Raw genomic sequence first — 18,863 nt, 5'->3', positions numbered from 1 at the left:
AGAGTATGTTTCGTTTAATTATACCGTGTTTGGTATTACTATTATCAGCATGTACCACCAGCAGAGTTGCTGATGATGTAGAGCTTAGCCCTTCAAAAATTGTGGCATTAATGCCACTTGTTAATCATGCTCAAACACCGCTTGCAGGTGAGCGTGCTGAAGATATTTTAGCCAGTATTTGGCAACAAAATAAATTACCAACTCTTATACGCGCACCTCGCGTAAACACCAAAGAGCTTCCACCACTGGACGATCAATACCGTTTAGACAATGCTATGCAGTGGTTAAGCACTCAACAAGCTGACTATGTACTCACAGGCAGCATTGAAGAGTGGCGCTACAAAGCTGGGCTTGACGGCGAACCCGTTGTTGCACTTACATTATCACTCACTGAAAATGGACAAACAACGCCGATTTGGACGGGTACTATTGCTAAAAGTGGTTGGGGCCGCGATAGCATTGCAGCAACAGCACAAGATGTGATTGCCGATTTAATTTCTTATATAGAGGTTAGTGAGTGAAAACACATTTCCTTAGACCAAGAGACGTTCCTGAGCTACAAATATGGGCTGAGGTATTTATATTTACCGCGCTTGCTTTAGGGCTGCCTGTATTATTTAACGCAGAGGACCCATTTTGGACTGAGGGAGGGTTTTCGTGGCCTGTACTTGGCCCACTTTTAGTTTCTCTACGTTATGGCTTTTCAAAAGGCTTTATTAGTATTTTATGTTTGCTTGTTGGTCAACTTTTTTTACTTCAAGCAAATATTTTATCACCACAAAGCGACTTCAATATTAACGCCATGATTGGCTACATTATTGTAATTATGATCACTGGCGAATTTAGGGATGTGTGGGAACGTACTAATCAACAACAAAGTATTCAGCTTGAGTACGTAACCGATCGCCTTGAAACATTTACTCGTCAGTATCACTTAATTAATTCATCTCACGATAGAATAGAGCAAATGCTTGCTGGCCATACGTTAAGTTTGCGTGAATCGCTACAAGCAGTAAGAACCTCTATCGGGCTATTAAAAGAAAGAAGGCTTGATAGCGCAGCGCAAAAAATAATCGACCTATTCGTTGAATATGGTTTATTAGAAAGAGCGGGTTTATATAAAGTTGAAAACGACACTGTTTTAGAGCCTCCACTTGCCTCTATTGGCCAAATGGGTCAAATAGCTGAAAATGATCCTCTTATATTAGCGATGATTGAAGAAAAAGAATTAGTATCAGTAAAAGACGCAAAAACTGCGTTAGGTATAAGTAAATACCATATGGCAATCCCACTTATCGACGTAAATAATACAATTTACGGCGCTATTTTAGTTGAAAGAGTACAATTTTTTGCACTTAAAAATACAACTCTAACATTACTTGCTGTAATGGCTGGGCATATAGGCGACCTACTGCGCCATGAAATAACAAACCCAGTAATGACGTATGAAGAGTCTCCATACTTTATTCGCCAAGTTAAACGCGCGAATAAAGAAGCAAAACGATACAATATTCCATCGCAGCTGCTAAAAATAAAAGCCAATAATATTACTGATAAATCGACTCAACTTATGAGTTATTTAAGTGAAGCACGCCGTGGTTTAGACATTTATTTGTATGATAATAAAAATCAGGTATTACTGCTATTAATGCCATTAGCTGATGAACTTGAAAAAGCAGGCTTTATTGCCCGAATGAACACCTGGTGTAAAGAGCGCACGGGTAACACTTTAGCTGAGCTTGATATTGTTATTGAGCAACAACTTGCACTACCAATAAGCTCAGATGATATAAAGAGATTGGTTTCACTTTCATGATTATAATTATTGTAGCGGCTATTTTAGGGTGTATTTGCCAGTACTTTGCACTAATAGAAGTACTGGAAACACCTAATTGGTTTTTAGCTATATTATTGCATGCTATTGCTAGCATCCTTTTTGCTATTGTTAGTTATGTTTTTATACCTAAAAAATACAAAACGACTCCTTATAGCTCTTTGTTACTCATGTTTTTATTATTGTTTACATTACCCGTACTTGGAATTATAGGTGTTGTAGTAGCGCTTACGTTTGCTCTTTGTAAACCTCTCAAAAACGACGAGATAGAAATAGAAGAGCATAAAATACCTGAGCTTCCTTTTGAAGCCAGAGCAATATCAGCAAACCCGACCTATTCTATTGGCGGACTTAAAGCAATTTTGAAGCACGCTAATGAGCCAAATAAACGTTTAAGTGCTGTAATGGCAGCTCGTCACATGAGTGACTCACAAGCAATTCCTATTTTAAAGCTAGCACTTAAAGATTTAGAAGATGATATTCGGCTACTCGCCTACTCAACCCTTGATGGTAAAGAAACCAAACTCAACGAAAAAATCAGTTTGTATCAGCAAGAAATAGCCGTTACGACTAAGCAGCCTAAATTGAGCCATTTACAAAAACAGCTAGCCGAACTGTATTGGGAACTTAGCTATTTGGGTTTAGCCCAAGGTGCACTGCGTAAATATGTTTTAGAAAAAGCAGAAGCACTTGCAGAGCAAAGTATTGAGCACGTAAAAACACCTGCAACCTTTATATTTTTAGGCCGTATATCTTTAGCCTTAGACAAATACGAAATAGCCCATGAGTACTTACTTAAAGCAACTGAGTTTGGTATGGCAAGGCGTCATGTTCTCCCTTATAAAGCCGAAGTTGCCTTTTGTATGAACAAGTTTGACGACTGTAAACGCTACTTAAAAGAACTCCCAGAACAACCTAAGGGCAGTGAATTACGTCATTTGCAGGAGTATTGGCATGAGTAATAAAAATGCAGACATTTTACTGCTTTTGGAAGGTACCTACCCTTACGTACGTGGTGGTGTATCTAGTTGGGTTCATCAAATAATTGAAGGGTTACCTCATTATAACTTTGAGCTTGTTTTTATAGGTGGAGCACCAGAGCATTATGGCGAGATTCAATATACTTTACCTGAAAACGTTACCAAGCTGCATGTTCATTATTTAGTGGAAAATGACACTTCTGAAATAAAAGCTAAGCATGGCGTTAAATATAAAAAAGAGCTCTTTGATTTCTGGCAACAACTACAAAATTATTTTAGAGATTGTAACGAGCCTATCCCGACTGAATTGTTAAAATTTGCATTTGAAACTTTGGCTAAAAAAGACGGTATTAACGAAGCCGACTTTTTATATAGTGAATCATCGTGGCAAGTGCTCACTAATTACTATTCAACTTTTTGTGATGAATCCTCTTTTATTGACTTTTTTTGGTCATATCGCAATTTATATAAACCGCTATTTAAAATAGCCGAAATTGCACGTGGACTTCCAAAAGTTAAACTTATTCACTCAATATCTACCGGGTATGCTGGTATTTTAGGATCTGGTGCCAGTGTAATAAGCGATACTCCCTTTTTGTTGACCGAACATGGTATTTACACCAAAGAGAGAAAAATAGATCTTATTCAAGCCAGTTGGATCAAAGAGTCTGAACAAAGCCTAGGTAAAAACTTAAATACCGAGATGGGCTTTATTCGCCGAATGTGGATCAGCTTTTTTGAGCAAATAGGCCGAACAACATACCAAGAAGCAGATAAGATCATTTCGCTATACGACGGTAACAGACAGCGCCAAATAAAAGATGGTGCAGCGCCTGAAAAAGCATTTGTTGTTCCTAATGGTATTAAAACAGTGCGCTTTATTGAAGCGCTTGATCAGCGTCCAAAACAGATACCGCCGGTTGTTGGGTTAATTGGACGTGTGGTGCCTATAAAAGATATTAAAACCTTTATACGTGCGATTAAAGAAGCGCAATCGATATTACCAGAGGTCGAAGGCTGGATCATCGGCCCTTATGAAGAAGATCCGCAATATTACAAAGAGTGTGAACTACTTGTAGGCAGCCTTGATTTACAAAACAGTGTTAAGTTTTTAGGTATGCAAGATATTACCAAAATTTTGCCTAAGCTCGGAATTGTTGCTTTAACCTCGATTTCCGAAGCGCAGCCTTTAGTACTTTTAGAAGCAATGGCGGCCGGTGTGCCTGTACTTGCTAGTGATGTTGGCTCGTGCCGCGAAATAATCGAAGGCGGAACCGATGAAGATAAAACATTAGGTAAAGCCGGTGAAGTTGTCTCAATTGCTTCACCTAGCGAAACAGCACAACAAATATCAAACATGCTAACAAATGAGCAAGCTTGGCTTGAGTATCAAAAAAGTGGTTTAGACCGCGTACAAAAATTTTATGACGAGAGCCACATGTTTGCCCGCTACGATAAACTTTATAAGGATACAATAGCATGGCCGGAATAGGTTTTGAGATACGAAAAATTCTCAAAAAAAATACCCTGCTCTCAGTTTTTGAAGCATACGGCTACGCAGGTTTAATAGGCTCAGGCCCCTGGCTGCTCTCTATTGTAGCGTTAATGCTAATTGGTATTTTAAGTTTAGGAATTGTATTACCTAAAGTACTTATTATTCAATTTTTAACGCTTGTTACCTACATGATGGCCGCCTCACTTATTTTAACGGGTGGCTTGCAGTTATTACTAACTCGGTTTATTGCCGATTTGTTTTTTCAAAAAGAAGAGGCAAAAGTACTCCCTAATTTACTTGGTGCGCAACTTGTAACAACAATAGCTGCGTTATTGGTGGGCTTAGCTGTATGGCCTATGCTCCCTATACCTGTTGTTACTAAGATTATAATTTTAGGTGCCTTTGTAAGCTTATGTAATCAGTGGCTTGGTGCTATTTTTCTATCAGGTATGAAAGAATACCGGTTAATTTTAATTACCATGCTAAGTGGTTACGCCTTTATGGTATTGCTTGCATATTTATTAAGAGACTGGCAGTTAGACGGCTTGTTTTTTGCGTTTTTTGCTGGCGAAGCACTCCTCTTTTTTAGCTTTTTATTTATGATTATTCGCCGCTACCCGGGTGAAAAACTTATAAGCTTTGACTTTTTAAGCAATAAAAAAGTGTATTACAGCCTATTCTTTTGTGGTCTGTTTTATAACATTGGTGTATGGGCTGATAAAATCATTTTTTGGTATTCTCCAAGCACATCAATTCAAATTATTGGCACATTAAGAGCAAGCCCAATTTATGACTTACCTATATTTTTGGCTTATTTGTCTATTATCCCCGGTATGGCGGTATTTTTAGTAAAAATGGAAACAGACTTTGTAGAAGAGTACGACCGTTTTTACACCGCTATTCGTGGTGGCTCATCTCTTGAAGAGATCTACATATTAAAAGACAGTATGATCCAAACTGCGCGTGCCGGTTTATACGATATATTTAAAATTCAGGGTATTACCGTTGCCTGCTTATTATTATGGGGTGAGCAAATACTTACCTTTATTGGCATTGATCCAAACTATAAAACGCTTTTATTTATTGATGTAGTCGGTGTAGGCGTACAAGTTATATTTTTATCTATTTTAAATATTTTGTTTTATTTAGATAAACGCTCAACAGTGCTATTTTTAGCGGGGTTATTTTTGGTAATCAATGTTGTTTTAACTTTGTTATCAATTGCTTTTGGACCGCAGTTTTATGGCTATGGCTTTGCATTAGCGACCATTATTACCTCGGTAGTAGGATTGTTTTGGCTTTCAAAACAATTTGAAGATTTAGAATACGAAACGTTTATGCTGCAATAGCATAATATAAAAACTTAGCATAAAGGCTGTAAGCTACAGCCTTTATCGTTACGTTAAAAGCTCTAATAAACCGCGCTCAAACCGACTAAGATACTTTGTTTTACGGGGTAATTTAAAATTGTCGCGCCAATGAGTTTGTTCTGATTCATTTTTCTTACAAAGCTCAATAACATCAGGGTGAATATAAGAATTACGCGCTATTGTTGGCGTATTCCCAAGCTTTGAAGACACTTCATCAAGCATTGTTTTTAATGTAATAGCGCCTTTTGCTTCATACACTTCTTTAAAAGCAATCACACTTGCTCGCCATGTTCTAAAGTGTTTTGCGCTAAATTCTTCACCCATTATATTTTGAATATACTGATTGATTTCAGTCGAAGTAACGTTAGAGCGCTCCCCCTCTTCTATATATTGAAACAAGTGTTGCCCGGGTAAGTCCTGAAGCTCCTTAATAACACTACTCAATGCTTTATCCGTTATATTTACTTCCCTTTCTTTACCTGACTTTGCACGGTATTTTAATCTAATATTTTTACCTGTTAATTTTGCATGCCTTGATCTTAGGGTTGTCGCTCCGAAACTTTTATTTTGTTTTACATTACGTTCATTCCCCACCCGTAAAGCACCTAAATCCATTAATCTAACAATGGCTGCTAAAGTACGTTCATAATCGAGCTCATCACCTTGCAATGCTTCCTTTAATTGAGCCCTAAGTAACGGCAGCTTATGTCCAAACACACTACAAGCTTGATACTTTTTAGCATCTTGTTGTTGTGTAAATAATGGATTATATCGGTACTGCTTTCGTCCTTTACTGTCGTAACCTGTTGCTAAAATATGCCCATTTTCTTCAGGGCAAAACCATACACTTTTATAAGCAGGCGGGAACGCGAGTGAATTTAAGCGCTCAATAACGGCCTTCTCTTTAATTATTTTTCCTATTGGGTCAAAATACTGCCAATGTTTGTTTTTTTGCTTTCGGGTAATTCCGGGCAAACTATCATCAACGTAAATCAATTCCATCATTCCTCCTCAAGCATTTAAAAGAGATATTGTTAACTCGCTTAAGCTTATATTTCAAAGCATAGAATGTACCACTTTAAAATAACCTTAAACTGAACGACTTTATTGATATATAATCAAAAATTGAGCAAAAACAAAAATACGATATATATAATGGTTATTATAACTACGCTTATATTCTCCCTTAATTGGGCATGCTGTTTAAAAGGAGCATTCAATGGCTTTTGATTATGGATCGATTGATCTTGGACTAAAAAACCCCTTCAAACTTGAAGGTAAAGTAACAGCTGTAAGAGGACTCATCGAGTCTATAGCGGGTATTAGTTTACTTGTTATTGCTGCGGGCTCAGTAAAAGAAGATACAACCGCTGGATGGATTTTAATGGTGTTTGGCATGCTTATTTTAGCATTCGGCATTCGCTCACTTTCAAGTGGTATTTATGCAACTCTTAAGTATTTTGTAGGCAGAAACCACCCTACTTCACTTGCTTATAACTACAGTAAATCACAAGCATCAACCGCCAAAGAAGAAGAAAAAGAAGTAGCCTACACCGCGCAATCACTCGAAGAAATGCTGGTTGGTCGTAAAAACAGTACGTTTAAAGAGCCTAATGGTTTTTTATCACGTTTACTTCACAGCTTAATCCCTAAGTTATTATTCCTACCTTATCCTATTCGTAATGTTGCTCAGCGCTTATTTGGCTCATGGGTAAGTACCCTTGTTGCACTTATTGCTTATGGCCTTGTGGCATTTGTATCTTTATCGGGTTTTACCGGTGAAGCAGGCGAATTAGCATTTCCTGTTTATAGTGCCATATTAATGTTCTACGTGCTTTTTTCGTGGCGCTCTACGGGTAAACCTATTTCTAGAAACGCTGAAAAAAATATTGAAGCACTTGGTACCGGTGCACTCGCTAAAATTATTTCTTTATCTTTTATTCTACCAATCGCTATTGGCCTTTCTATGTCATGGCTGATGAAAGAACAACACATTAGCAAACAAGAAATAGATGGCTGGATTGAGCAACTACCTAGTCTTCATGCTGGCATGTACTTAATTGCGATTATTGTATTAGCCACTCTGAGCTGCGCAATTGCTTTTATTATGATTAAAGCGCGTTTAAATGCAGTTACCCCTTCTGCTGAAGTATCAGAACTACGTGAAAACTGGCAAGAGTCTGTTCATCCAGACGAAATTTTTATAAACCTAGACAATCTAGTAATGGCTAACCGTCGTTATAAAGAAGTACCTAACAGAGTTTATCGCGAATTAGATCCTAAGCTTCAAGAACAAATTGAAGGTAAAGGCGGTTTTAAAGGTGAAATGATCCAAGAGATTCAACCTAAACTGCACTCAATAGACTTAGGTAAAAACTTTACGCTAGCAAGGTTACTTGCTTTAGTAAGTGGTAACTTGCTTTATATTATAGCCTTAGCGTTTACTGTGTTTTTAGCGTATTCGTTTATTAATATTTATCATTACGTTGACGCTGCAAATATTAGTAGCTTTAAACAAGCATTTAATAACCAACATGTTATTCAATTTAGTGAGCTATTAATGACAAGCTTTCACTTATTGCTAATAGGTATACTTATTAAAGCATTTGCGCAATTGCTTACAAATACAGCTCATCTATTTTTTGCTGAAATGCAGTTTGAATCACTACTAGTGTACTTTAAATGCGAAGGCACATTTACTGAGTCTAAAATATCAACAGGTACTGGTATTCACGATAGTACTCGCTCAGAAAATACTTTAGTACGCAGTAGCATAACGCCTTGGATTATTGTTTCTCGTGTTATTTCTACTACGTTTGCAGCAACAGGTATGAAAAATCTTGAACATCCTCGCCATATTATGGAAATGCATAAAGACGAAGGACAATTGCAAGCAATCAAAAAAGACGTTATCGCGTTCTTGAAAGACCGTGAATCTATCGCCTCAATCACCAGTGAGCGTGATTTAGGTAATGCGTCACAAATACATCAATTAAATCAGCAAACGCGTGCTATACCTACTCAGCAAGCGATAGCTAAAGATGACGAAGAAGCTGCAGGGTATTTAAGACAAGAAGAAAACTTATCTCCCGAGCCAAAGGGTTAATTAACTTAAACTCTGGGTTATTAGTATTAATGCCACCTTGTAAATTAGGTGGCATTTTTTTTAACCTCTATTCAATACTTTTTAACTTTATTACCTCTTTTGCACTCAACAACATGATTAATATTGGATTAGTTCACAAAGCCCTTGCTTTATGTGCCAAAACACAAATAATGAAAGGATTAATTACAGGGTAAGAATGAGGACAATGAGCTATATACTAACCACCCAATGTGCTGATGACGTAGGCTTAATAGCTAAAATTACAGGGCTTTGCCATAAAAGTAATTTAAACATTACGCGTAACAACGAATTTGTAGATAAAGACGCGCAGCGATTTTTTATGCGTACAGAGCTTACAGGCGAGCCACAAAGCGACTTTTTAGATCAACTACGCGCACTGTTGCCACAAGGCGCTAAACTTGCCCTACATTGCGGTGCAAAAACTAAAGTAGTTTTACTTGCAACTAAAGAAGCCCATTGTTTAGGTGGTATGTTGCTAAAGCAATTTGAACAAACTCTTAATATTGAAGTATTAGCCGTTATTGCTAACTACGCTGATTTAGAGCCTTTAGCAAAAGGGTTTGATGTGCCCTTTCATGTTGTATCGCACGAAGGACTAACTCGTAGCGAGCACGATCAAAAAGTAGGTGATTTAATTGCCAGCTACAACCCTAATATTATTGGTCTTGCCAAATACATGCGTATTTTAAGCCCTGAATTTGTGGGTCGCTTTGAAGGCAAAATAATTAATATTCATCATTCATTTTTACCCGCATTTATAGGTGCTAAACCTTATCATCAAGCATTTGAGCGCGGCGTAAAAATCATTGGTGCTACCGCTCACTTTGTGAATAATGAGCTTGATGAAGGCCCTATTATTTTGCAGGATGTAACAAGCGTTACACATGCTAATACCGCCGAAATGATGGCTAAAATGGGTAAAGATGTAGAGAAAACAGTGTTTTGTAAAGCACTCCAACTTGCATCAGAGCATAAGCTATTTATTAATGGTAATAAAACTGTAGTGTTTTCTTAGCATTGTACCAATTCGCTTAATTAAGTAGTTTATTTTGAGGTAATAAAACAGTGTTGATAACAAGGTATGCATTTTGTTATTAACCTGAATTCTGATTAACTATTCTACACATAAAAATATGCCAGCATTGTTGCTGGCATTTTTTTGCTCATAAATAAGCAAGTGACTTTTTAAATGTAAATTATGCCTGCTCTATTGGCTCGAGTTTTAATTTCGCGGCAATTAAAACTGCTTGGGTACGATTGTACACGCCGAGTTTTCTAAATATGGCTGTAATGTGTGCTTTTACTGTTGCTTCTGATATGTGCAGTTCATAAGCAATTTGCTTATTAAGTAAACCTTCGTGCAGATATTGCAGCACTCGGTATTGTTGAGGTGTTAATGAGGCAACTTGCGCTGCTATTTCTCGGTCTTCACCTTCAATTTCAGCTACTTTGTTTTTTAACTCTTTTGGTAGCCATGTATCGCCTTCAAGTATTTGGTTAATTGCACTGGCAATATCATCAGACGATGACGATTTAGGAATAAAACCCATAGCGCCGTAACCCATTACTTTAGAAACTATATTAGCGTCTTCACTACCCGAAACAACGGCAATAGGTAAGCTTGGGTATTCTTCTCTAATACGAATAAGACCATATAAATCACCATTACCTGGCATGTGAAGGTCTAGCAGTAATATATCAAGATCCTCTTGCTCACTTAACACTTGCAGTGTGCTGTCAAAATCGGATGATTCAAAAACCTCTAAACCTTCAAATTTTGCGCTCAATGCGCCCTTTAGTGCTTCACGAAATAACGGATGGTCGTCCGCTATTAAAAACTGACTCATGGTTCACTCCTAATAAATTCGGCTGCCAGTTAGGTATAAAACCCTCACTGACAGCCGATATACTACGTTTAGAATCAACTTGTAATCAAGTTTTTAACGCACATTTAACGATTTAATCTGTTCTCGATTAGTTCATCGACTACAGATGGATCTGCAAGCGTTGACGTATCACCGAGTTGTTGGTGCTCATTTGCAGCGATTTTACGTAAAATACGACGCATAATCTTGCCTGAGCGCGTTTTAGGTAAACCTGGAGACCATTGAATCATATCTGGTGATGCTATTGGGCTAAGCTCTTTACGAACCCAGTTACGTACCTCTTTGGTTAATTCATCGCTTACTGTTACACCTTCGTTAGGCGTAATATAAACATAAATACCTTGGCCTTTAATATCATGCGGGTAACCCACTACTGCTGCTTCTGCTACTGCTTCGTGCGCAACTAACGCACTTTCAATTTCGGCAGTACCTAAGCGATGGCCTGATACGTTAAGTACATCGTCCACACGTCCTGTGATCCAGTAATAACCGTCTTCATCACGACGACAACCATCACCTGTAAAGTAAACACCTGGGTAGGCGCTAAAATAAGTTTGTTCAAAACGTTCATGGTCGCCATAAACAGTTCGCGCTTGCGATGGCCAGCTATCTAAAATAACTAAATTACCGTCCACAGCACCTTCAAGGTTATTCCCCTCAGCATCAAATAATGCTGGCGCAATACCAAAAAATGGATGTGTCGCAGAACCTGGTTTTGTATCAGTTGCACCCGGTAAAGGCGTAATCATTATGCCACCGGTTTCTGTTTGCCACCACGTATCAACAATCGGACAATTAGATTTACCAATACTCTCGTAATACCACGTCCATGCTTCTGGATTTATTGGCTCACCAACCGAGCCTAAAATACGTAAACTATCGCGATTTGACGAAGCTGTTGGCTCATCACCTTTCGCCATTAGCGCACGAATTGCTGTAGGCGCAGTATATAAAATAGTTACACCGTGTTTATCAACAATTTCGCCCATACGTCCTGCAGTTGGATAAGTTGGTACACCTTCAAATAATACTTGTGTACAACCGTTTACTAATGGCCCGTATGCAATGTAACTGTGGCCTGTGATCCAACCTACATCGGCACTACACCAATACACATCGTCTTCTTTTAAATCAAATACGTATTCATGTGTCATTGATGAGTAAACTAAGTAGCCACCAGTCGTATGCACAACCCCCTTCGGCTGACCTGTTGAACCTGACGTATATAGAATAAACAATGGATCTTCAGCGTTCATTGGCTCTGGTTCACACTTTGCTGGTAAATCAGCAACTAAGTCATGCCACCATATATCGTGCTCATTCCAATCAACTTCACCGCCGGTTAATTGGTGCACAATAACATGCTCAATTGAGGTTACAGTTTCTTGCGCTACCGCTTCATCTACATTTGCTTTTAATGGAACACAATTACCCGCTCTGCGCCCTTCATCTGAAGTAATAACAACCTTGGCACCCGAATCCCGAATACGATCTGCAATCGCAGAAGGTGAAAAGCCACCAAATACAACCGAATGAATAGCACCAATACGTGCACAAGCTTGCATAGCATAAACAGCTTGAGGCGTCATAGGCATATAAATCGCTACACGGTCACCTTTTTGAACACCTAGCTTTTTTAAACCATTGGCAAACTTGGCTACTTCATCATGCAATTGTTGATAAGTAATATTCTCACTTTGAGATGGGCTGTCACCTTCCCAAATAAGCGCCGTTTTATCTGCTTTGGTTTTTAAGTGACGATCGATACAATTGTACGAAGCATTAAGGTAGCCATCCTCATACCATTTAATATTTATATGGCCTTTGTCGAATGATGTGTTTTTAACTTTTGTATAAGGAGTAGACCAATCAAGACGTTTGCCATGCTCACGCCAAAAACTTTCTGGGTCATCAATAGATTGCTTGTAAAGCATATTATATTTATTTTTATCTACAAGAGTCGCATCTTTAATATGCGCAGGAACTGGGTAGATACTTTGTGACATCTTAGTCTCCATTTAAATTACTTGCCTTAAGCTTTTATCAAGGATTACTCAGCAGTGCTACATTAAGTATTAGACCTTAGTTGTACACCCCTTCAATTTCCTCATTTGTAGTTTATAATCCTTCTGCTTTCAATTTTTTTACATAAATAATACAACGCGTTAAATGTAAGTAAATACAAACTAATCTGCTCTCAAACCTTAGTCTTATAGACCAATAGGTAATTGAGTAAATATTGCACATATTCAACAGTGTTGTCGTACTCCAATAAAGATATTTTGTTGTACTTACTAAAATGCTTTATTTAACGAATGAAAATAGAAAGTGAATTGAAAGCCAAATTAACAACCCTTTTTATTCGTAAGTAATACTCGTAGCAAGTAATACAACCTTACATGAAAAAAAAGTAACAAATAACAAGTAGCCTATAAAGGACACCACAATGAAATTTACCCCATTAAAAACATTGGCAGCAAGCGCTGTACTATGTGCACTATCAAGTACTGCATACGCGGCAACTGCTGCAAAAATTGGTGATACCGAATTTACTTACGGTGGATATATTAAACTCGACTCTATGTGGAGTGATTATTCAGCGGGTGCGCCTGCAGGCTCAAACGTAGGTCGTGACTTTTACGTACCAAGTACGCTAACAGTTGGCGACGATAACAGCTCAGATGCTGTGTTTGATATGCATGCTCGCGAGTCACGCTTTAACTTTGGCACAGCCACTGTTATGGATAACGGTAAGACCGTTAACACTAAAATTGAGATTGATTTTTTAGCCTCAGCTGCTGGCGGCAATGAACGTGTATCAAACTCTTATGCTCCACGTATTCGCCATGCGTTTGTGACATACGACGGTTGGTTATTTGGTCAAACATGGTCTAACTTTCAAAACGTGGGTGCCCTTGCTGAAACGCTTGATTTTGTAGGCCCAGCTGAAGGCACTATATTTGTTCGCCAATCGCAAATTAAATATACCACTGGCGCATGGTCTTTCTCATTAGAAAACCCAGAAAGTACAATTTCTACTACTAGCGGTATGGTAGTAACTGATGATGCATCATTGCCTGACTTTACAGCTCGTTACACACACAAAGCTGATTGGGGTAACATTGTTGTTGCAGCGCTTGCTCGCCAACTAACTTATAAAGTAGGCAGTGTTGATGCAGATGAAACATCTTTTGGTATTAGTGCGTCGGGTAAAATAAACCTTGGTGAAGACAACCTTAAATTTATGCTTACTCAAGGTAAAGGCTTAGGCCGTTACGTAGGCTTAAACGTTGCTCACGGCGCAGTACTTAATGGCGATGAACTAGATGCCATTGATTCGACTTCTGGTTTTGTTGCTTACCAGCACAAGTGGACAAGCCAATGGCGTTCAACATTCTTATACTCTTTCTTCTCTGCTGATAACAACACTGATTTATTAGCTATTTCTGGTGATCCGACTGAATCAAGCCAAAGCTATAGCGCTAACATTTTATATTCCCCTGTTAAACGCCTAACATTTGGAGCTGAGCTAAAACATGCTGAGCGTGAAACTGAAAGTGGCGTAGATGGCGATTTAGATCGTTTACAATTCTCTGTTAAATACTCTTTTTAATAACTAAAAAGCTAACTACTTTAAATAAGCGGCCTAGGCCGCTTTTTTTATAATTCAATTTAAGTTAAAAAAAACAACCATATTTTTATAAGTCATATCGCTTATCCTAATCATAATATTATTTACAGACTAAGTAATTTTCCCTAAAACAGCGTAAACGCGTTTACAAATGATAATAGTTTTTGTTTGAGTTTGTTAATTCTAAATAGTAGAATGTCCCAATTATTTAAATAAACTCAAATAATATTAAATATTAATTAAGGGAAAACATGAAACTCAATCGCACTTTTGCACTTTCTTCATTAGTTTTAGCTATGGGTTTTTCAGCTCAAGCGCAAGAAACACCAACTAAGAATACAGTTGAAAATAACAATGAACAAATGGAAGAAATATTAATAGTAGGTGTACGCCAAGATCGAGTTAGCCAAGGTGCTACCGGTTTAACTATGGAGCTTAACGAAACACCACAATCTATTAGTGTAATTGGCGCAGAGCAACTTCAAAACTTTGCAGCAAATAGTATTAATGACGCATTGAAAATGGCTACGGGTATTACTGTAGAACAAGGTGAAACTAACCGCACACGATACACGTCTCGTGGTTTTGATATTAAAAGCACTCAAGTTGATGGTGTTGGTCTACCTAATAACTGGGGCCTTGTTACTGGTGCTATGGAAAGTTACGGTTATGAAAAAATAGAAGTTATTCGTGGTGCTAATGGGCAATTAACAGGCGTTGGTAATGCAGCTGGTACTATTAATTATGTTCGAAAACGCCCAACAAATGAGAATGAAGGTGAAGTAGGTATTTCTGTAGGTACTTATGGTTTAAAGCGCTTACAAGCTGATTATTCATTTTTATTAACAGATTCTGGTAGCTGGGCTGCACGTGTTGTTGGGGCTGCAGAAAGCTCTGATTCATACCTTGATGGTTTAGAAAACGATCGTACTTACTTCTCTGCTGTAGTTGATGGACAACTTACTGGTAATTCAACACTTTCATTTGGTGCTTCACATCAAGATGCGAATACAGATGGAACCATGTGGGGAGGATTACCACTTTCATATGCCGATGGCACACAAGCGCAGTGGGATGTAAGTACAAGTACAACCCAAGAGTGGACTAAATGGGATACTCTTAATACCACAGCTTTTATTGAATATACTTATGTATTCGATAATAACTGGGAAATTAAAACAACTTATAATTACCAAGACTCAGAAGATCAAAGTAAATTACTTTACCTTTATGACGCTTATGGAATGTTTGATAGTGAAACTAATTTAGGTTTAGTCAGTATTCCTGGACGATATGATACAGAATTCTCAGCTGATTTATTTGATATAACAGCTAAAGGTGAGTACAGCTTGTTTGGTCAAGAGCATGAGTTAATGCTTGGTGGTAGTATTTCACAAAGTACATCTTACTCTTTTACTAACTCTTACGATGCAGCAACAACTGAAGCTTATGGTTTAGCGCCTGCTTTTCCATACGCATTAGATGCGATTGCTGAACCTATTTGGGGTGAACGAACTAAGTATGCTGATATTGATGTTACTTTAAAGCGTTTTTTTGGTTCTACTAAATTAAACCTAACAAGTGACTTATTTGTTATTGCGGGCTTTAACGCTATCGATTATGAGCGCACAGGCTTTAGCCAAGGCGTTGATATAGATAATGATGAAAGTGAGGTAAGCCCTTACCTTGCAACAACGTATGCAATTAATGATGATGTTAATGTATATGTAAGCTATTCCGATATTTATCAGCCACAAGAGCAGTACGATTACGATGGTAACTTTTTAGATCCAAGTAAAGGTGTTAATTACGAAGTTGGAGTGAAAACTCAATGGTTTGATGATCAACTACTTGCAACCTTTGCCGTATTTAGTGCAAAACAAGATAATATTGCAACTTATGCAGGGCTAAACGCATCTGGATTTACTTACTATAAAGGAGCTGATCAAGATACCCAAGGCTTTGAATTAGAATTAACCGGACACATAACTGATGATCTAAATGCTGTATTTGCATATACATACTTAGATATAAATGATGACGCAGGCGACAGTTCTCATGAATGGGAACCTGAAAATGTTGTTAATTTTTCATTAGATTATACGCTGCCTCAACTACCTGAGTTTCAGTTTGGTTTAGCCGGTAAATGGCAATCAAAAACAGAAAATATAGCCAGCAATGTTAAGCAGGATTCTTATTTACTTATGAACGCATTTGCTCGATGGGATGCTAGCGAAGACTTATCAATTCAAGCTAACATTGATAACATCACAGATGAAAAACATATTACTAGCTTAGCTAATGTCGGTTTTTATGGCTCTCCTATTAGCGGAAAAGTTAGCTTAACTTATCGCTTTTAAAGTTCTATTTTAATTAGGTCGCATTCTTTAACTATTAGGGCGTGCTTATCTTTGGTGGTTGAATTTGCAGCAGCATGTTTGGTTTTTAGGCAAGGCAGAGCCTATATAGTGTGGTTATTCCCCATAAATAGGCAATAACGCAGCATAAATACCAAACATGCGCTGCCCTTTGGGTTCTTTCTAGGGATGATTAACTCTTTGTTGCTCGATTTTTACTTAGTCCACTAGGTTACAAATCTCACGCCGCGATTTAACCGCCCCTAGATTGAACAAATTTTAATCCACAAAGATCAACACGCCCTAAAGAATGCTTTTATCTGATTAAAACGTATAGCGTATGATCGCTCTGCTCTTCATTTAGTATAGTAATTACTAATACAGTGCCTACTCATGCGCGATGTAACCGTAGATTTTTATAGGTTAAATTAAAAAACGACACATTTTTAATGTGTCGTTTTTATTTTTATCCGCTTTAAGTTTTTAATAACAAAAAAACGCTAATCATTACTGATTAACGCTTTTTAAAGCTCGGGTCAAATCAAGCTTAAAAACTCATTTGAGGCTGTTAAAGATCAGCGTCATCGCCCAACTTATCTTCACCATCATCTGGTTCAATAGTTGCTTTTAATAAAAGCATTTCGCGTAACTTGCCTTCAATCTCATCTGCAATTTCTGGGTTTTCTTTCAAAAACTTAATTGAGTTAGATTTACCTTGGCCAACCTTGTTGCCACAGTAGCTATACCAAGCACCAGCTTTTTCAACAATTTTATGCTTAACGCCTAGGTCAATTAGCTCGCCTTGCTTAGAAATACCTTCACCATACATGATGATAAATTCAGCTTGTTTAAACGGCGGCGCTACTTTGTTTTTAACAATTTTAACGCGAGTTTCGTTACCAACAACTTCATCGCCTTCTTTAACAGAACCAATACGACGAATATCAATACGTACCGATGCGTAAAACTTAAGTGCATTACCACCCGTTGTTGTTTCTGGGTTACCAAACATAACACCAATTTTCATACGGATTTGGTTAATGAAAATACATAACGTGTTAGAGCGTTTAATGTTACCAGTAAGCTTACGTAATGCTTGCGACATTAAACGTGCTTGTAAGCCCATGTGCGAGTCGCCCATGTCGCCTTCAATTTCAGCTTTTGGTGTTAGTGCAGCAACCGAGTCAATTACAACAACGTCTACCGCGCTTGAGCGTACTAACATGTCACAAATTTCTAGTGCTTGCTCACCAGTATCTGGTTGAGATACAAATAATTCATCTATATTTACACCCAATTTCTGGGCATATACTGGATCTAGAGCATGCTCTGCATCAATAAAGGCACATGTTTTGCCTTCTTTTTGTGCCTCTGCGATAACTTGTAAAGTAAGCGTTGTTTTACCAGATGACTCAGGTCCGTATACTTCAACAATACGTCCCATAGGTAAACCACCTATGCCTAAAGCAATATCAATACCTAATGAGCCTGTAGATACAGATTCAATGTTTAACGCTTTGTTATCACCCAATTTCATAATTGAGCCTTTACCAAATTGACGTTCAATTTGTGATAGTGCAGCGTCCAACGCTTTTTGTTTGTTATCGTTCATTTTATTCTCCAAATCCAGCTAATGGAATCAAGTATACTGTATGAAATCACAGTATCAAGCTAATTTTTTTATTTTATCTCATCTATTACACTTTTCAATGCAAATACAATAGCTTGCAGTCTAACTTGAGCCCTATCGCCAGAGAATACTTGTTTAAAGGTCAGTACTTTGTCATTAATTTGTATGCCAAACCACACAAGTCCCACAGGTTTACCTTCTGTTGCCCCGCCAGGTCCTGCAATACCCGATACAGCTATAGATATATTTGCATTTGTTGCTTTAATAGCACCTAATGCCATTTCACGCACTGTTTGTTCGCTCACAGCACCGTACTTTGCTAATGTGCTTGCACTTACATTTAGCAAATCTTGCTTTGCTTGGTTGCTGTAAGTCACAAATGCGCGGTCAATATAAGCAGAGCTTCCGGGCGTATCTGTAAGGGCATAACTCACTCCGCCACCAGTACATGACTCAGCACTAGTGATCCATAAGCATTTATCCGTTAAAATAGCGCCTAATTGCGCAGCAAGTGTTTTAATCTCTTGATGTAATTCCATATTCAGCCTTTGGG

The 18,863-nt window shown here is 38.0% G+C and carries 14 protein-coding genes; 9 read left to right on the top strand and 5 right to left on the bottom strand.

Annotation, left to right across the window (positions count from 1 at the left end; all coding sequences use genetic code 11):
- Positions 1–5: 5 nt before the first annotated feature.
- Genes CXF76_RS17005 through pelG form a run of 5 tightly spaced genes read left to right on the top strand, consistent with a single transcriptional unit; the run spans position 6 to position 5,658 of the window.
- Entirely contained in the window at positions 6–521 is a 516-nt protein-coding gene (locus CXF76_RS17005) for a hypothetical protein (RefSeq protein ID WP_007584808.1), read from the top strand.
- On the top strand, positions 518–1,816 hold the full coding sequence (locus tag CXF76_RS17000) for a PelD GGDEF domain-containing protein (RefSeq protein WP_101164199.1): 1,299 nt from the start codon (positions 518–520) through the stop codon (positions 1,814–1,816). Before CXF76_RS17005 ends, CXF76_RS17000 begins: the two co-directional genes overlap by 4 nt.
- Positions 1,813–2,796 carry a protein PelE gene (locus CXF76_RS16995; RefSeq protein ID WP_101164198.1) on the top strand — a complete coding sequence of 328 codons (984 nt, stop codon included), beginning with the start codon at positions 1,813–1,815 and terminating at the stop codon, positions 2,794–2,796. Before CXF76_RS17000 ends, CXF76_RS16995 begins: the two co-directional genes overlap by 4 nt.
- Complete coding sequence (pelF, locus tag CXF76_RS16990) at positions 2,789–4,306, top strand: GT4 family glycosyltransferase PelF (RefSeq protein WP_101164197.1); 1,518 nt, start codon at positions 2,789–2,791, stop codon at positions 4,304–4,306. The genes CXF76_RS16995 and pelF overlap by 8 nt, the downstream gene beginning before the upstream one ends.
- A complete protein-coding gene (gene pelG / locus CXF76_RS16985; RefSeq protein ID WP_007584803.1) occupies positions 4,294–5,658 on the top strand; it encodes an exopolysaccharide Pel transporter PelG in 1,365 nt (454 codons plus the stop codon). The genes pelF and pelG overlap by 13 nt, the downstream gene beginning before the upstream one ends.
- A gap of 48 nt (positions 5,659–5,706) precedes the next feature.
- On the opposite strand, the gene CXF76_RS16980 is transcribed toward pelG, so the two are convergent.
- Entirely contained in the window at positions 5,707–6,681 is a 975-nt protein-coding gene (locus tag CXF76_RS16980) for a DNA topoisomerase IB (RefSeq protein WP_101164196.1), read from the bottom strand.
- Between the two features lie 217 nt (positions 6,682–6,898).
- Here CXF76_RS16980 and CXF76_RS16975 point away from each other — a divergent pair, with 217 nt between their 5' ends.
- Both CXF76_RS16975 and purU read left to right on the top strand, forming a co-directional pair.
- Entirely contained in the window at positions 6,899–8,785 is a 1,887-nt protein-coding gene (locus CXF76_RS16975; protein ID WP_007584801.1) for a hypothetical protein, read from the top strand.
- A 205-nt stretch (positions 8,786–8,990) separates the two neighbouring features.
- On the top strand, positions 8,991–9,821 hold the full coding sequence (purU, locus tag CXF76_RS16970) for a formyltetrahydrofolate deformylase (protein WP_101164195.1): 831 nt from the start codon (positions 8,991–8,993) through the stop codon (positions 9,819–9,821).
- 181 nt (positions 9,822–10,002) lie between these two features.
- Here the strand turns inward: purU and CXF76_RS16965 are convergent, their stop codons facing one another.
- Together CXF76_RS16965 and acs are read right to left on the bottom strand one after the other, a co-directional pair.
- Positions 10,003–10,653: a response regulator transcription factor gene (locus tag CXF76_RS16965; RefSeq protein ID WP_007584799.1), complete on the bottom strand. Its 651-nt coding sequence runs from the start codon at positions 10,651–10,653 to the stop codon at positions 10,003–10,005.
- 104 nt (positions 10,654–10,757) lie between these two features.
- Complete coding sequence (acs, locus tag CXF76_RS16960) at positions 10,758–12,698, bottom strand: acetate--CoA ligase (RefSeq protein WP_101164194.1); 1,941 nt, start codon at positions 12,696–12,698, stop codon at positions 10,758–10,760.
- Positions 12,699–13,138: 440 nt separating this feature from the next.
- Between acs and CXF76_RS16955 the strand changes: the two genes are divergently transcribed.
- Together CXF76_RS16955 and CXF76_RS16950 are read left to right on the top strand one after the other, a co-directional pair.
- A complete protein-coding gene (locus CXF76_RS16955; protein WP_010554447.1) occupies positions 13,139–14,305 on the top strand; it encodes a DcaP family trimeric outer membrane transporter in 1,167 nt (388 codons plus the stop codon).
- A gap of 269 nt (positions 14,306–14,574) precedes the next feature.
- The gene (locus tag CXF76_RS16950; RefSeq protein WP_101164193.1) at positions 14,575–16,683 is read left to right on the top strand and encodes a TonB-dependent siderophore receptor; all 2,109 of its coding nucleotides are present in this window, start codon (positions 14,575–14,577) and stop codon (positions 16,681–16,683) included.
- 565 nt (positions 16,684–17,248) lie between these two features.
- On the opposite strand, the gene recA is transcribed toward CXF76_RS16950, so the two are convergent.
- Both recA and CXF76_RS16940 read right to left on the bottom strand, forming a co-directional pair.
- Positions 17,249–18,292 (bottom strand): recombinase RecA, encoded by a 1,044-nt coding sequence (gene recA / locus CXF76_RS16945; protein WP_024591486.1) that lies wholly within the window; start codon positions 18,290–18,292, stop codon positions 17,249–17,251.
- A gap of 68 nt (positions 18,293–18,360) precedes the next feature.
- Positions 18,361–18,849, bottom strand: coding sequence for a CinA family protein (locus CXF76_RS16940; RefSeq protein WP_024591485.1), 489 nt, complete (start codon positions 18,847–18,849; stop codon positions 18,361–18,363).
- Positions 18,850–18,863: the final 14 nt, after the last annotated feature.

Source organism: Pseudoalteromonas sp. 78C3, from assembly GCF_002836695.1.
GTDB classification, from domain to species: Bacteria; Pseudomonadota; Gammaproteobacteria; order Enterobacterales; family Alteromonadaceae; genus Pseudoalteromonas; species Pseudoalteromonas arctica.
Note: the sequence above shows the minus strand (reverse complement) of the source record. Positions and strands in the feature narration are given on the sequence as shown.

What these genes read in the sequence shown, in the direction of transcription:
- CXF76_RS17005 (WP_007584808.1), top strand. Translation starts at nt 6, where the DNA reads ATGTTTCGTTTAATTATACCGTGTTTGGTATTACTATTATCAGCATGT.
- CXF76_RS16995 (WP_101164198.1), top strand. Translation starts at nt 1,813, where the DNA reads ATGATTATAATTATTGTAGCGGCTATTTTAGGGTGTATTTGCCAGTAC.
- pelF (WP_101164197.1), top strand. Translation starts at nt 2,789, where the DNA reads ATGAGTAATAAAAATGCAGACATTTTACTGCTTTTGGAAGGTACCTAC.
- pelG (WP_007584803.1), top strand. Translation starts at nt 4,294, where the DNA reads ATGGCCGGAATAGGTTTTGAGATACGAAAAATTCTCAAAAAAAATACC.
- CXF76_RS16980 (WP_101164196.1), bottom strand. Translation starts at nt 6,681, where the DNA reads ATGGAATTGATTTACGTTGATGATAGTTTGCCCGGAATTACCCGAAAG.
- CXF76_RS16975 (WP_007584801.1), top strand. Translation starts at nt 6,899, where the DNA reads ATGGCTTTTGATTATGGATCGATTGATCTTGGACTAAAAAACCCCTTC.
- purU (WP_101164195.1), top strand. Translation starts at nt 8,991, where the DNA reads ATGAGCTATATACTAACCACCCAATGTGCTGATGACGTAGGCTTAATA.
- CXF76_RS16965 (WP_007584799.1), bottom strand. Translation starts at nt 10,653, where the DNA reads ATGAGTCAGTTTTTAATAGCGGACGACCATCCGTTATTTCGTGAAGCA.
- acs (WP_101164194.1), bottom strand. Translation starts at nt 12,698, where the DNA reads ATGTCACAAAGTATCTACCCAGTTCCTGCGCATATTAAAGATGCGACT.
- CXF76_RS16955 (WP_010554447.1), top strand. Translation starts at nt 13,139, where the DNA reads ATGAAATTTACCCCATTAAAAACATTGGCAGCAAGCGCTGTACTATGT.
- CXF76_RS16950 (WP_101164193.1), top strand. Translation starts at nt 14,575, where the DNA reads ATGAAACTCAATCGCACTTTTGCACTTTCTTCATTAGTTTTAGCTATG.
- recA (WP_024591486.1), bottom strand. Translation starts at nt 18,292, where the DNA reads ATGAACGATAACAAACAAAAAGCGTTGGACGCTGCACTATCACAAATT.
- CXF76_RS16940 (WP_024591485.1), bottom strand. Translation starts at nt 18,849, where the DNA reads ATGGAATTACATCAAGAGATTAAAACACTTGCTGCGCAATTAGGCGCT.